Genomic DNA, 15,664 nt, shown 5'->3' with positions numbered 1-15,664 from the left:
TCTCCTATTTTCGATATAATAGAAACGGAAAAACAAAGGAGGAAATTATGGTACTAGCATGTCACGGAATTACAAAAGCTTTCGGTGAAAATACGATTGTCACCGATGGTTCTTTTCATATAGAAGACCATGAAAAGGTGGCTTTAGTCGGCCCTAACGGCGCCGGAAAATCCACCCTTTTGAAAATGATTGTAGGTGAACTTTCACCTGATCACGGAGACGTGATCCTTACCAAGGGAAAAACTCTTGGATATCTTGCCCAGCATCAGGACATGTCCGGCAGCGCGACCATCTACGAGGAAGTCCGCCTTGCCAAGGCAGATCTGATCGAAATGGAATGTCAGATCCGCTCCATCGAACAGGAGCTGCCTTCTCTCGAAGGAGAAACGTTATCTGCAAGGCTGGAGACTTACAACCGGCTGATGGCAGAATTCGAACGACAGAACGGTTACGCCTACGAAAGCGAAATCACCGGAGTCCTCAAAGGACTTGGCTTTACGGAAGACGATTTTTCCAAACCTGTATCTACGCTTTCCGGTGGTCAGAAAACCCGGGTATCCTTAGGAAAACTTCTGCTGACCAAACCGGACATTCTACTTCTTGACGAGCCTACCAACCACCTGGATCTTACTTCCATCGCTTGGCTGGAAACGTATCTTCTCAACTATCAGGGAGCGGTTCTTATCGTCTCCCATGACCGCTATTTCTTAAATCGTGTTGTCACCAAGGTGTTGGAAATCGAACTGGGACAACTGTCCACCTATCTTGGAAACTATGCAACATACGCTGAGAAAAAACAGCAGGTTCGAGAAGCAAGGCTCAAAGAATATCTAAAACAGCAGCAGGAAATCAAGCATCAGGAAGCCGTCATTGAAAAGCTTCGCTCTTTCAACCGGGAAAAATCCATTCGCCGAGCCGAAAGCCGGGAAAAGATGTTAGAAAAGATAACTCCTGTAGAAAAACCAATGGAAGTAAATACACAGATTCAACTGACACTGGAGCCTTCCTGTATCAGCGGAAACGATGTACTTAAAGTGGAACATTTAAGCAAATCTTTTCCAAATCAAACGCTGTTCCAAGACATCAGCTTTGAAATAAAACGCGGAGAACACGTTGCCATAATCGGAGACAACGGAACCGGAAAGACAACGCTTCTTAAAATTTTAAACGAGGTACTTCCGGCAGATGGCGGAACCTTTATCCTTGGCACGAATGTCCACATCGGCTATTACGATCAGGAACACCATGTGCTGAATATGGAAAAAACGATTTTTGATGAAATTTCTGATGCCTATCCATCACTTACCGGTACTCGAATCCGAAATATGCTCGCCGCCTTTCTTTTTACCGACGATGACGTATTCAAACGGATCAAGGATCTAAGCGGCGGAGAACGCGGACGCGTATCTCTGGCAAAACTAATGCTGTCCGAAGCAAATTTCCTGATTCTCGACGAGCCTACTAACCATTTGGACATTACTTCCAAGGAAATTCTGGAAAAAGCATTAAATGACTACACAGGAACGATCCTGTATGTATCCCATGACCGTTACTTTATCAATCAGACAGCAACCCGGATTCTGGATCTGGTCAATCAGACTTTCGTAAACTATATTGGAAACTATGACTACTACTTGGAAAAGAAAGAAGAGCTGACAAAAGCTTACGCTTCCACTCCAGCAAACACCTCTTCTCTTCCTTCCACCAACACCACTTCGGTATCCGAAGGCAAACTAAGCTGGCAAGAACAAAAAGAAGCTCAGGCAAAGGAGCGAAAACGCCAAAATGATCTTCGCAAAACAGAAGAACGAATTACACAGTTAGAAGAACGGGACGGCGAAATCGACCAGCTGATGATGGAGGAAGAAATTTTCACTAATTCTGTGAAATGCCAGGAACTGGCTCACGAAAAGGCCGCGATCGCTGAAGAATTAGAAGAACTGTACTTAAGATGGGAAGAATTGGCAGAGTAGAGAATTCAATTTGGGACGGAGTAAAGTTTCATTTTACTCCGTCCCAAATTATGTTTAATGTTTATAACCCTTTACAATTTTTGCAGGTATTACAGTTTTTCTGCAATCGCTTTGATAAATGCTTCACTGTTTAATACAGTTGGATTTGGAATTGTCGTAATCAATGCCAGATCCTTGGTCATCTTGCCTTCTTCAATGGTATCGATCGTTGCCTTTTCAAGCTTGTCTGCAAATGCCATTAATTCTGTATTCCCATCCATTTCTCCGCGCTTTCTCAATGCTCCTGTCCAGGCAAAGATGGTTGCCACAGAGTTCGTAGAGGTCTCTTCCCCTTTCAGGTGCTTATAATAATGACGCTGCACGGTTCCATGAGCTGCCTCATACTCATAATACCCTTCTGGAGACACTAATACGGACGTCATCATAGCCAAAGAGCCAAATGCAGAAGAAACCATATCGCTCATAACATCACCGTCATAGTTCTTACATGCCCAGATATATCCGCCTTCTGACTTCATTACACGAGCTACCGCATCATCAATCAATGTATAGAAATATTCAATTCCAGCTGTCTTAAATTTTTCTTTGTATTCTGCGTCATAAATCTCCTGGAAAATATCCTTAAAAGTATGGTCATATTTCTTAGAGATGGTATCCTTGGTTGCAAACCACAGATCCTGCTTGGTATCCAGCGCATAACTAAAGCAGCTTCTTGCGAAACTCTCAATAGAACCATTTAAGTTGTGCATTCCCTGCACAATTCCGGCTCCTGCGAAGTTATGTACCAGTTCTCTCGTCTCAGACCCATCTTCTGCCGTATAGACAAGCTCTACCTTTCCTGCTCCCGGAATCTTCATCTCGGATCCCTTGTAAACATCTCCATATGCATGTCTTGCAATGGTGATCGGCTTCTTCCAGTTCTTCACGCAAGGCTCAATTCCCTTCACAACGATCGGCGCACGGAATACCGTTCCGTCTAAAATCGCACGAATGGTACCGTTTGGACTTTTCCACATCTCTTTCAGATCGTATTCTTCCATACGGGCAGCATTTGGCGTAATTGTCGCACATTTCACCGCCACTTTATACTTCTTTGTCGCATTTGCGGAGTCGATCGTCACCTGGTCATTGGTCTCATTTCTGTGCTCCAATCCCAAATCATAGTATTCTGTATTCAGTTCAATAAATGGCTCCAGAAGATTCTCTTTAATCATCTTCCAAAGAATCCGGGTCATTTCATCTCCATCCATCTCCACAATCGGAGTCGTCATCTTAATCTTCGCCATCTGCTTTCCTTCTCCTTTTCTCTTCGTTTCAATCTGATGCATCTTTTACAGATGCAGATTCTCCATCACATTCATAATATGCTGGTTAGCAAGCCGTTCCGCCAGATTAGCATCCTTTTTCCGAATCGCCTCCAGAATTGCCCGATGCTCATCAATGGACTTCTCCGCCCGCTCTTTTTCTCCTACCGACATGGTTCTCGCCATCTTGACATACTTATGAAAATCGGATAATACATGTTCCAGTATACGACTATTAGACGCCTCATACAAGACCTTATGAAACTTTCCGTCAAGATCTGATACTTGTTTTGCTTTTCTCTGTCCTTGTTTCTTCAAATGAAATTCGGATAACAGAACGATTTCTTCCAGTTCCTCGATCTGCTGATCGGTAATATGCACTGTCGCCCACTTGGCACATAAGCCTTCCAGAAGAGAGCGAATCTTATAGATATCATGGACATCTTTTTTGGTGATTCCTTTTACATAAGCGCCCTTGTTTGGAACGATCGTCACCAGACCTTCCAGCTCCAACTGACGCAGAGCTTCTCTGACCGGCGTTCTGCTGACTCCTAATTCCTCTCCGATAGACACCTCTCTTAATTCATCATTTTCCTGATAAACACCAGATAAAATATCTTCTCTCAGTCTTTGAAATACCTTTCCCCGAAGGGACTGATCCTGATATTCTTCCATCTCTTTTCCTCTTTTTCTTTCAAACCTTCTCTTTCAGCCTCCTGAAAGATCATAAAATACTCCTATGATTACTTAGACAAGTTCTATGCCAAGCGTCTTGCACGCATCGTCAATCACCTGCAGCAATTCCTCATCCGTAAGCACCGTCACACGACCGCTTTCATATTCTTTGTCCACCCAGGCTTTCACCATCCGAACCAATTCGGAACTTTTATCCACCTGCTTTTCTTTTGAAAGACAAAACCAGGTATTGATCCAATGAGCAATTCCCGCCAGACCGGATGTGTTGGATACTGCTACAAGCGGTGGCTTTCCAAGGAACTTTTCCGTATCAAAAATATTATAAATCTCTTCATTTTTCAATAGACCGTCTGCATGAATTCCTGCTCTTGTTACATTGAAGTTCTTTCCAACAAAGGGCGTTCTGGATGGTATACAGTATCCGATTTCTTTCTCATAATACTCTGCCAGTTCCGTAATAACTTTGGTATCCATACCATCTAACGTACCTCGAAGCTGTGCGTACTCAAATACCATAGCCTCCAGAGGCGTATTCCCGGTGCGCTCCCCGATTCCAAACAAAGAGCAGTTCACGCCGCTTGCTCCGTAAAGCCATGCAGTCGTAGAATTGCTGACTGCTTTATAGAAATCATTGTGCCCATGGAACTCAATCAGTTCACTTGGAACCCCTGCATGTACACGAAGTCCATAGATAATTCCAGGAATCGATCTTGGGATCACCGCTCCCGGATAATTAACTCCATATCCCATCGTGTCACAGACACGGATTTTCACCGGAATCTGATATTCCTTCATCAGATTCATAAGTTCCAAGCAGAATGGAATCACAAATCCATAAATGTCCGAACGGGTAATATCTTCCAAATGACATCTCGGACTTATTCCTGTCTCCAGGCATTCTCTTACTACAGATAAATAGTGATCCATACATTCCCGCCTGGTCATTTTCATCTTGTAGAAAATATGATAATCCGAACAGCTGACTAAAATTCCCGTTTCTTTCATTCCAATCTCTTTTACCAATTCAAAATCTTTCTTATTGGCGCGGATCCAACTGGTAATCTCCGGGAACTGATATCCTTTCTCCATACATTTATAGACAGCGTCCCTGTCTTTTTTGCTGTACAGGAAAAATTCACTCTGACGGATCTTTCCTTTTGGTCCTCCAAGCTGATGAAAATAATCATAAATTTTCACAATCTGCTCCGTACTGTAAGGCGCCCGTGACTGCTGTCCATCCCGGAACGTGGTATCTGTAATCCAGATTTCATCCGGCATACTGTGTGGTACGATTCTGTCATTAAACGCAATCTTCGGAATCTCATCATAGTGAAAGAGATTACGGAATACGTTCGGAGTATCCACATCCACCAGCGGATACATGTGCTCTTCTAACTGCAGCAGATTCGTATGTTTATCCAGATATACTTTTCGATTCTCCATCTTCGTTCTCTCTCTTTCTTTCATGTTGTATCATTGTATACAATTATACACTTCTTCAGCGCTATGTCAAGATAAAGTGATATAGAATTGTCAATGATTTTCCCGACTTTCTATTGTCCCTTCCTTTTCTGCCCCTTATAACAGAACCAAAGGAGCTACAACTACGAGGGCGCCGGTACAACCGACGCCCTCGCTTCTTTTTCTGTATTAATATAATTTTGCTCCAATCTCTCTTGGACGCAGCCCCTCGTCTTCTAAAGCTTTCATAATCTCGTGCTTATGCTCCGTTCCAAACGCTTCCATCGTAATCCGAAGTTCTACTGCCGCATTACGGTTGGTGCTGACGAACTGATTGTGCTCCAGTTTAATAACATTTCCGTTGGCATTGGCAATGGTAGATGCCACACGTACCAGCTCTCCTGCCTTATCTGGAAGAAGAACGGATACAGAGAAGATTCGATCTCTCTGAATCAATCCATGCTGTACGATCGAAGACATGGTAATCACATCCATATTACCACCGCTTAACACAGACACTGCCTTTTTCCCTTTCAGGTCAAGCTGCTTTAATGCCGCTACCGTAAGAAGTCCTGAATTCTCTACGACCATCTTATGATTCTCAACCATATCAAGGAATGCGCCAATTAATTCATCATCTTCCACTGTGATAATCCGATCAATATTCTCCTGCGCATATGGGAAAATATTTTCTCCTACTCTCTTAACCGCTGTACCATCGGCAATGGTATTGGCGCTTTCTAACGTCACTGGTTCTCCTGCCTGAATAGCCGCCGTCATGCTGGCTGCCGCCGCAGGCTCCACACCGATTACCTTAATCTTCGGATTCAGCATTTTAGCAAGGGTAGACACACCCGTAATCAGTCCGCCTCCGCCGATCGGACAAAGAATATAGTCTACCGTAGGCAATTCCTGTACAATCTCCATTGCAATGCTGCCCTGTCCGGTTGCTACATCCAGGTCGTCAAATGGATGAACAAACGTATAGCCATGCTCTTCTGCCAGCTTCAGTGCGTAAGCACATGCATCATCATAGACGTCTCCATGAAGCACGACTTCTGCTCCATAGCTTTTCGTACGATTTACTTTGATCAACGGGGTCACCGTAGGCATAACGATCGTCGCCTTGCATCCGAACTTCTGAGCCGCATAAGCAACGCCCTGTGCATGATTTCCTGCCGATGCAGTGATCAGTCCACGGGATCTTTCTTCTTCGCTCATGGTACTGATCTTATAATATGCTCCACGTACTTTATACGCTCCTGTATACTGCATATTTTCCGGCTTCAGATAGATCTTCCCTTCTGTCTGTTTGCTCAGATACTCACTGTATACCAGTTTGGTTGGAAGGGTAACCTTCTTGACCAATTCACTTGCCTGTTCAAATTTTTCCAATGTCAACATCTCTTATTCCTCCTCTTTTGGTTGATCAAACAAAGCCCGTACAAACGCATCTGCATCAAATTTCTGCAAATCGTCTATAGTCTCTCCTACTCCAATATATTTCACCGGGATTCCAAGCTCCGCCTGAATAGCCACTGCAATTCCGCCTTTGGCAGTTCCATCCATTTTAGTGAGAATAATTCCCGTAATATCGGCCACCTCGTTGAATTCTTTGGCCTGCTGCAGCGCATTCTGACCCGTGGTAGCATCTAACACTGCCAGCGTCTCCCGGAAGGCTTCTGGGTACTCACGGTCAATAATCCGATTCATCTTACGTAATTCTTCCATTAAATTTTTCTTATTGTGAAGACGTCCCGCCGTATCACAGAGTAACACATCTGCATGTCGCGCCTTTGCTGCCGCAACCGCATCATATACAACAGCTGCAGGATCTGACCCTTCCTGTCCGCCTATGAGTTCCGCTTGTGCACGGTCTGCCCATTCCTTAAGCTGCTCTCCGGCCGCTGCACGGAACGTATCGGCCGCCGCGAGGATAACTTTTTTCCCATCTGAGCGAAGTTTGCCAGCCAGCTTTCCGATGGTCGTCGTCTTGCCGACACCGTTCACACCAATTACCATCACGACGGACTGCTTCTCCTCGAATTCGTAGGCGGTCTCGCCTACATTCATCTGCTCTTTGATGCTGTCAATCAGAATCTGTCGGCAGTCAGCCGGTTCCTTAATATGACGTTCTTTCACTTTTGCCCGAAGATCGTCTAAAATGTCATAGGTTGCCTGCACACCCAAATCTCCCATGATTAAAACTTCTTCCAGTTCCTCATAAAAATCTTCATTGATGTGACTAAAGCCATTGAAAATGCTGTCCATGCCAGATACGATATTCGCTCGCGTCTTACTAAGCCCGGACACCAGACGGCTGAAAAATCCTTTTTTCTCTTTCTGCTCTTCTGCCATATGCTCATCCCTCATCTTTCTTCTTTCTCTACTGATCCAGTTCTTCTTCTAAAAGGCTGACCGATACCAGCGTCGAAACCCCCTTCTCCTGCATGGTAATTCCATAGAGACGGTCTGCTGCCGTCATCGTTCCTCTTCTGTGCGTAATCACGATGAACTGGGTATTCTCTGTCAGCTTGTGTAGATACTGCGCAAAACGATCTACGTTATTATCATCCAAGGCCGCTTCAATCTCATCTAGAAGACAGAACGGCGATGGTTTTAAATTCTGAATTGCAAACAGCAGTGCAATTGCTGTCAGCGCTTTCTCTCCACCGGAAAGCTGCATCATATTCTGAAGTTTCTTACCCGGCGGCTGCGCAATGATCTTAATACCCGCCTCCAGAATATCTTCATCCTCCATCAATTCCAGCGTTCCTTTTCCGCCGCCGAACAATTCCTTGAACACCATATCGAACTCAGACGCAATTCTGGCAAACTGCTCTTTAAACTGCTTGCGCATAGCCGCGTCCAGTTCTTCTACAATTTGCTCCAATGTAGCTTCTGCTTCCACCAGATCATCATGCTGCCCTTTCAGGAACTCATAACGCTCCGAAACACTCTTATATTCTTCAATCGCATTCACATTTACATTGCCAAGACTCCGGATTTCTGCCTTTAATTCCTGAATCTTCTTCTTCATTTTTATGAGATCCGTAAGGTTAGCGTCCCGCAGTTCTCTGGCACGGTTCAGAGTCAGTTCATACTCTTCCCACATATAATTGATCTGCTTTTCGGAAGCTTCTTCGTATCCCTCTTTCTGGCTTTCCAGACGGAAGATTTCTTTATCCAAAAGCGACATATGCTTCGACAGCTCTTCCCTCTTCTCCAGGAACGTCTTATGCTTCTGGTTGAGCTCTTCTCTCTCTTTTTTGAATCGTTCAATCTCAGATTCAATCTCAGCGAACAGATCTTTTGAATTCTCAATCGTCTGCCGAAGATCTGAAATCTGGCCTTCCTTTGCCTGAATTTCTTCTGACATTCCACCTTTATTGACTTCCAGTTCTGCAAGCTCTTCCCGGAATTTCTCTACTTCTTCCTGAATACGGGACTGGTTTTCCATTACAAATGCAAATTTCTGCTCCAGCCCTGCATATGCCAAGTGAATCGCTTCCACCTTCTTAAGTTTTACTGCTTCTTCTTCTTTTCCTGCATCCAGAAGTTTTTGATCCTGCTCAATCTTCTCTGTCAATTCTTTTTCCAGATTCTTTGAAGTATCAAGTTCGACACTGATCGACTCCTGATTATCCATAATATCCGTAATCTGTCGATCCAGTTCTTCTGCTTCTTTTTGTACCTGCTTGGACATCTCTCTTGCGCTCTGAATCTTGGCAAGCGCCTGATCAGCATTCAACTTTGCCGTATTCTGGATCACATAAGCCTTCTGAAGTTTCCCGCTGATTTCATCCGTCTTTTCATAGTAACCTGCACGCTCTGCACGCAGCTTCTTTGATGACGCTTCCATCTCGTCCATCTCCTGTTTCAGCTTTTGGACCGTCTTTTCAAACTCTTCTATTTCACGCCGCCGACTCAAAAGATTGCTGGAATTCTTAAAGGCTCCACCTGTCATGGATCCACCTGGATTAATCAATTCTCCTTCTAATGTCACAATCCGAAGAGACTGGTTGTATTTTCTGGCAATGGCCGTTCCATGATCAATATGATCTACCACCAGTGTTCTTCCAAGCAGATGATCTGCCAGTTTTCGATAACGCTCTTCCACCTGCACCAGCGTATTAGCCGTGCCAATAACGCCAGGTTCCTTCAAAGCCTCCGGTCTTCCAATTCCTGAATTTCCACGAATATTCGTAAGCGGAAGGAAGGTTGCCCGTCCAAATCGATTTTTCTTCAAATACTGAATCATCCGCTTTGCAGTTCCCTCATCTTCGGTTACAATATTCTGAATATTCCCTCCGAGAGCTGTTTCTATCGCAATCTCATATTCCTTATCCACTTTAATTAGATCTGCAACAACTCCAAGAAGGGCTGATTCCCGATCTTTCTGATCCATCACGCGCCGAATACTATTGCCATATCCATCATACCGCTCCGTAATATTCTTTAACGATTCCAGTCTGGACTGTTCTCTATGATAAGCTTTCTGACCAATCTGAAACTGCTCCGTCTGCTTTGCAAGGATATTCTGCAATTCTTGAATCTTCGCCTCATAGGACGTATTTTCATCTGTCAGTGCAAGAATTTCTTCCGAAGCCTCTTTTAATTCCTTCTGATATTTGTCATACAGCTCCTTCTGTTCACTGACCTCGCTTTCCGCTTCAATAATCTGCTGATTTAAACGAGCCTTTCTGACATCGATCTGTTCCAGCATCGTGTCATAACGCTGACTTTTGGCTTTTGTAGACGCCCGATTGTTCAGAATCTGCATAATTTCGTTCTTATTGGCTTCCACCGCTTCTGAAAGCGATGCCAAACGGCTCTGCATCTCAATCAGTTCCTGACGCGCCTGATCTTCTTCCTTCTTCTGCTCCTTGATCTTGCTTTCAATCTGTGCATGCGACGTCTCTAATTCTGTCAACTGAGTTTCTCTGCTTTTTATCTCTTCATCAATCGTTCTGGCACGCTGATCATAATGCGCATCATTCATTCGGGCGCTGTGAATCTGTTCTTTCAGAAGCTCGATCTGATTCTCCAGCTGCTGCTTTAACATGGTCGTCTCGCTTAACTGACTTTTTGCATTTTCAATGGATGCATCAATCTCATCCACCTGCTCTTCTACGGCTTCATATTCCGCCTTCATACCGTCATACCGAACCGATGCCTCGTCAAGCTCTTCTTTTGTAATTCCAATCTTACCGTCAATCTCCTGAACCTGAGCCTTTATTCGATCCATTTCCAGTAAAAACATATTAATGTCATATGTCTTTAAGGATTCTTTCTTCTTCAAATATTCTTTTGCAGTCTCCGCCTGACGCTCCAGTGGTCCTACCTGCTTTTCCAGTTCTGCAAGAATATCATTGACACGTAGAAGATTCTGCCGCTCTTCTTCCAGTTTTTTTAGGGAAATATTCTTTCTTCGTTTAAATTTAACGATTCCGGCAGCTTCATCAAACAATTCTCTTCGTTCTTCCGGCTTTCCGCTTAAGATCTTATCAATCTGCCCCTGTCCGATAATCGAATATCCTTCTTTTCCGATTCCTGTATCATAGAACAGCTCATTGACATCTTTTAAACGGCAGGCGCTTCCATTGATCAGATACTCACTCTCTCCTGAACGGTACAGCTTTCTTGCTACCGTCACCTCTTCATAATCAATGGGCAGCTTATGATCTGAATTGTCAAGGGTAATGGCTACAGATGCATAGCTTAATGGCTTTCTGTTCTCCGTTCCCGAGAAAATGACATCCTGCATATTGCCTCCTCGAAGCTGCTTAGCCCGCTGTTCTCCCAGTACCCAGCGTACTGCATCAGCTACATTGCTCTTGCCGCTTCCATTTGGACCTACGATACCGGTAATGCCATTATGAAATTCAAATTTGATCTTATGTGCAAAGGATTTGAATCCCTGCACCTCAATGCTCTTTAAATACATGCTTCACCTACTTTATATTCTCTTTGTGCAGCCTCAAAATGCTTTGATAAGCAGCCTCCTGTTCTGCCGCTTTCTTCGTTCGTCCGGTTCCGGTTCCATATTCCTTCTCTCCGATCAAAACCGCTGCATGAAAGCTCTTGTCGTGATCCGGTCCTTCTTCTCCGATCATACGATAAGAGATTTCTTCTTTAAAATGCGCCTGAACAATCTCCTGCAGGATAGTCTTGCTATCAAAAAAGAGTTTTTTATTTTCTAAATCATTCAAAATAAACCTTTTAATGAACTCTTTTGCATTAGCAAAACCACCATCTATATAAATCGCTCCAATTAGAGCTTCCATCGCATCCGATGTGACAGACTCCCTCTTTCTTCCGCCGGTCGCATCTTCTCCTTTTCCAAGCAGCAGATACTGTCCTAAATCAATCTCTCTGGCACAAAACGCAAGCGCCGGCTCACACACCATACTCGCTCTTGCCTTCGTCAGTTCTCCTTCCGGTCTTGTTTTATCTTCATAAAACAAGAATTCACTGGATACCAATTCCAACACTGCATCCCCTAAGAATTCTAAGCGCTCATTACATTTGTATTTTGGAAGATGCTTTTCATTAATATAAGAGCTGTGCATCATTGCCTGCTTTAAGATTTCTAGATCCTGAAATGTATATCCTATCTTCTTTTCCAATTCTTTTAATTTTTGACTCATATATTTTCCTTCCTGTCCTCAGCTTAAGAACTGCCAATTAAGAATAAGAAGATGGAGCTGTTGCAGCGCAACAGCTCCATCTGATAGCCGCCTAGTTATTGGTTGCGTTTTTAATCTGTTCTACAGCATCTCCTACCGTCACGATCTTTTCTGCTTCTTCATTATCTATCTCGATATCGTAAAGTTCTTCAATCCCCATGATAATCTGGAAAATATCAAGAGAATCTGCTCCAAGATCATCTACAAATGTCATATCCTCACGGATATCATCTGGATCCATGTTTAATACATCCGCAATAATTTCTTTTAATTTCTCAAATTCCATCGTTAATTCGTCTCCTCTTTTTGAATACTTGCTTTGATCTTTTCATTGATCTTCTGCTTTTTGAAAGTTACACACTGTGCCAGCGTATTACTTACTTCCTTAGCCTTTGAACTTCCATGTGTCTTTACAACCAAGCCATTTAAGCCCAGCAATGGTGCGCCCCCATACTCACTTGCATCGAAGGATTTCAAGGTTGCTTTCAAAGCCGGTTTAATCAACAATGCACCTATTTTGCTTCTCAAGCTAGTCATCATTCCTTCTTTGACCTTCTTAATCAGGACTGCTCCAACACCTTCATACAGCTTCAGGATAATGTTTCCTGCAAACGCTTCGCAGACCACAACATCTACCTGACCATGCGGAATCTCTCTTGCTTCCACACTACCGGTAAAATTAATGCTCTTTTCTTCTTTTAAAAGTGGAAACGTCTCTTTCACCAATGCATTTCCCTTTTCTTCTTCTGCACCGATATTGACGATTCCTATCTTCGGATTCTTCACACCCATCACATGTTCCATATAGATGGAACCGATCTTGGCAAACTGCACCAGATGGGCTGGTCTTGCATCTACATTCGCTCCGCAGTCAATCAAAAGGGATACCCCTTTCTCCGTTGGAACCAACGGCGCAAGCGGCGCTCTGTCCACCCCTTTGATTCTACCGACAATCACCTGGCCTCCGACAAGAATTGCTCCAGAACTTCCAGCAGATACAAACGCATCAGCTTTTCCTTCCTTCACCATCTTCATCCCGACCACGATCGACGAATCCTTCTTCTTACGAATTGCACTCACAGGCGGCTCTGCCGTCTCGATCACTTCCGATGCAGGAACGACTTCGATCTGCTCTTTGTTGTACTGATATTTTTCCAGTTCCTCGTTTATCTTATCTTCCTGACCCACCAGAAATACTTTCATTGCAGATTCCTTCTGTATGGCGTCCACTGCACCTTTTACCATTTCTACCGGGGCATAATCCCCTCCCATAGCATCAAGCGCTATGTTCGTAATCTCTGACATGTATCTTCCTCCTAGCATTGCTAGGATTAATTCTACTAAACCTTTTCTGGAAAATCAATACAATTCATTATTTTCTTAGTGAACGAAAGAAATTTTCTTTTTCTAAGTGTCTCTATTTTGTAAATTAAGGCAAGAAAAAATGGGAACTTTTTTCAAAGTCCCCATTTTTCACATTTCTTTTAACTCAATTATAATTAGTCAACAGAAACAATTTCTTTTTTGTTGTAGCTTCCGCAAGCCTTGCAAACTCTGTGAGGCATCATTAACTCGCCACACTTGCTGCATTTTACCAGGTTCGGAGCGCTCATCTTCCAATTCGCTCTTCTTTTGTCTCTTCTTGCTTTAGAAGATTTATTCTTTGGACAAATTGACATAGGTTACACCTCCTTAAAATTCTTAAACACATCGCGGATAACTGACATTCTAGGGTCAAGCCCCGTATCTTCACAGTTACAGGTGCCTTCATTCAGGTTCTGACCACATACGTTGCAAATGCCTTCACAGTCTTCGCTACACAGAATTTTCGTCGGCCACCCTATCAATAACTCATTGTAGATTAACTGCTCTACGTCAAAGTTATATCCGTCAATATAATTTGTTTCGTCTAACTCGTCTGTCTCTTCCACTTCCTCTGAAGCTACGCTGACCCGCTTGTGAATCTCTAACGGAATCTTTATTGTTACATCTGTAAGACATCTGTCACACGGAATCACCACTGTGACTTCACAATTTCCCGTAATCTCCAGCTCTTTTTCTTTCATATACTCGATATGAAGAACCACCGGACTCTTATCCACAATCTCAAAACATCCAAGTTCTGAGCGGAAGCAATCCATCTCCACAGGCACCGATGCATCGATCGGTTTATGTTGTTCTGACAAGACGTCGGATAGGTTTAATATCATAATTCATTACTCCTATTCACACCTAGACTATTATATCATGTAAAATGATTTTGTCAACCAAATTTCTTTTTTTTCTGCTAATTCTGCAATCTGGTTCTTTTTTGAATCCTCTTCTGCTTAGAATTATACCAGTGCAACCGTCTCGCGTGCGATAGCAAGTTCTTCATTGGTCGGAATTACTGCAACCTTCACTTTTGAATCTGCAGTAGAGATCAGACGATCGTCGCCGAACAATTTATTTGCTTCCTGGTCAAGAGATACTCCCAAATATTCCAGACATTCACATACTTTCTGACGAACAATTGCTACATTTTCTCCGATTCCTGCTGTAAATGCAATCGCGTCTACACCGTTCATTGCTGCGGAATAAGAACCAATGTATTTTGCCACACGATAACAGAATACTTCAATTGCCGCATTTGCATATGGATTTCCATCATTCATAGCAGCTGTCAAGTCACGGAAATCGCTGGATAACCCCTTGGATAATCCAAACACACCGGATTTCTTATTTAATACATTCATAACACCTGCCATATCCAGATCTTCTTTCTTTGCAAGGTATTCCATGATTGCAGGATCCATATCACCAGAACGTGTTCCCATTACAAGACCTTCCAGTGGAGTAAGTCCCATAGATGTGTCAACACACTTTCCGTTTAATACAGCACTGATAGATGCTCCGTTTCCGAGATGTGCAACAATGATCTTAGAGTTATCAAGATCTAATCCTAAGAATTCTGCTGCATGTTTGGATACAAAGCTGTGGCTTGTACCATGGAAACCGTAACGTCTTACGCCATATTTCTCATAATACTCATATGGAAGTCCATAGAGATAAGCTTTCTCAGGCATGGTCTGATGGAATGCTGTATCGAATACTGCAACCATCGGAGTATTTGGCATTAATTTCTGACAAGCATTGATACCGATCAAGTTTGCCGGATTGTGAAGCGGTGCAAGATCGTTACACTCTTCAATCGCCTTTAATACGTCTTCTGTAATCACAACAGAAGATGCAAATTTCTCTCCGCCATGTACCACGCGGTGTCCCACTGCTCCGATCTCATCCAGGCTCTTAACAACACCTGTCTCAGCGTCTGTTAAAGCGTCAATTACAAACTGAATTGCTTCTGTGTGTGTTGGCATTGCCTTCTCAGAAACAGCCTTGTCCCCACCAGCCGGCTGATAAGTAAGGCGTCCGTCAATACCGATACGTTCACAGAGACCTTTTGCGAGAACTTCCTCTGACTCCGAGTTAATTAACTGGAATTTCAGAGATGAACTTCCGCAGTTGATAACTAATACATTCATTTCATTTACCTCTCTTA

General features: G+C 43.4%; 13 protein-coding genes. 1 reads left to right on the top strand and 12 read right to left on the bottom strand.

What is annotated here, in order from left to right; translation table 11 throughout:
* The first annotated feature begins 47 nt into the window (after window positions 1-47).
* On the top strand, window positions 48-1,973 hold the full coding sequence (locus C0979_RS01290; protein WP_101694262.1) for an ABC-F family ATP-binding cassette domain-containing protein: 1,926 nt from the start codon (window positions 48-50) through the stop codon (window positions 1,971-1,973).
* A gap of 89 nt (window positions 1,974-2,062) precedes the next feature.
* Here C0979_RS01290 and C0979_RS01285 read toward each other — a convergent pair whose 3' ends face one another.
* The 12 genes from C0979_RS01285 to C0979_RS01230 form a co-directional block, all read right to left on the bottom strand.
* Window positions 2,063-3,259: an NADP-dependent isocitrate dehydrogenase gene (locus C0979_RS01285; RefSeq protein WP_101694754.1), complete on the bottom strand. Its 1,197-nt coding sequence runs from the start codon at window positions 3,257-3,259 to the stop codon at window positions 2,063-2,065.
* 45 nt (window positions 3,260-3,304) lie between these two features.
* Window positions 3,305-3,952: a GntR family transcriptional regulator gene (locus C0979_RS01280; protein WP_101694261.1), complete on the bottom strand. Its 648-nt coding sequence runs from the start codon at window positions 3,950-3,952 to the stop codon at window positions 3,305-3,307.
* A 72-nt stretch (window positions 3,953-4,024) separates the two neighbouring features.
* Window positions 4,025-5,416, bottom strand: a complete 1,392-nt coding sequence (locus C0979_RS01275; protein WP_101694753.1) for a hydroxymethylglutaryl-CoA lyase-like TIM-barrel protein — start codon at window positions 5,414-5,416, stop codon at window positions 4,025-4,027.
* A 207-nt stretch (window positions 5,417-5,623) separates the two neighbouring features.
* Complete coding sequence (gene ilvA, locus C0979_RS01270; RefSeq protein ID WP_101694260.1) at window positions 5,624-6,838, bottom strand: threonine ammonia-lyase; 1,215 nt, start codon at window positions 6,836-6,838, stop codon at window positions 5,624-5,626.
* A 3-nt stretch (window positions 6,839-6,841) separates the two neighbouring features.
* On the bottom strand, window positions 6,842-7,792 hold the full coding sequence (gene ftsY / locus C0979_RS01265) for a signal recognition particle-docking protein FtsY (protein ID WP_207653805.1): 951 nt from the start codon (window positions 7,790-7,792) through the stop codon (window positions 6,842-6,844).
* Window positions 7,793-7,820: 28 nt separating this feature from the next.
* Window positions 7,821-11,381 (bottom strand): chromosome segregation protein SMC, encoded by a 3,561-nt coding sequence (gene smc, locus C0979_RS01260; RefSeq protein WP_101694258.1) that lies wholly within the window; start codon window positions 11,379-11,381, stop codon window positions 7,821-7,823.
* Between the two features lie 7 nt (window positions 11,382-11,388).
* Window positions 11,389-12,084: a ribonuclease III gene (gene rnc / locus C0979_RS01255; RefSeq protein ID WP_101694257.1), complete on the bottom strand. Its 696-nt coding sequence runs from the start codon at window positions 12,082-12,084 to the stop codon at window positions 11,389-11,391.
* A gap of 91 nt (window positions 12,085-12,175) precedes the next feature.
* On the bottom strand, window positions 12,176-12,409 hold the full coding sequence (gene acpP, locus C0979_RS01250) for an acyl carrier protein (protein WP_101694256.1): 234 nt from the start codon (window positions 12,407-12,409) through the stop codon (window positions 12,176-12,178).
* A gap of 2 nt (window positions 12,410-12,411) precedes the next feature.
* Window positions 12,412-13,428, bottom strand: coding sequence for a phosphate acyltransferase PlsX (plsX, locus tag C0979_RS01245; RefSeq protein WP_101694255.1), 1,017 nt, complete (start codon window positions 13,426-13,428; stop codon window positions 12,412-12,414).
* Between the two features lie 194 nt (window positions 13,429-13,622).
* The gene (rpmF, locus tag C0979_RS01240) at window positions 13,623-13,802 is read right to left on the bottom strand and encodes a 50S ribosomal protein L32 (RefSeq protein ID WP_004612498.1); all 180 of its coding nucleotides are present in this window, start codon (window positions 13,800-13,802) and stop codon (window positions 13,623-13,625) included.
* A gap of 3 nt (window positions 13,803-13,805) precedes the next feature.
* Window positions 13,806-14,333 (bottom strand): YceD family protein, encoded by a 528-nt coding sequence (locus tag C0979_RS01235; RefSeq protein ID WP_101694254.1) that lies wholly within the window; start codon window positions 14,331-14,333, stop codon window positions 13,806-13,808.
* A gap of 123 nt (window positions 14,334-14,456) precedes the next feature.
* Window positions 14,457-15,647 (bottom strand): acetate kinase, encoded by a 1,191-nt coding sequence (locus C0979_RS01230; protein WP_101694253.1) that lies wholly within the window; start codon window positions 15,645-15,647, stop codon window positions 14,457-14,459.
* Window positions 15,648-15,664: the final 17 nt, after the last annotated feature.

The organism is Dorea phocaeensis (genome assembly GCF_900240315.1).
GTDB lineage: Bacteria > Bacillota > Clostridia > Lachnospirales > Lachnospiraceae > Dorea_B > Dorea_B phocaeensis.
Note: the sequence above shows the minus strand (reverse complement) of the source record. Positions and strands in the feature narration are given on the sequence as shown.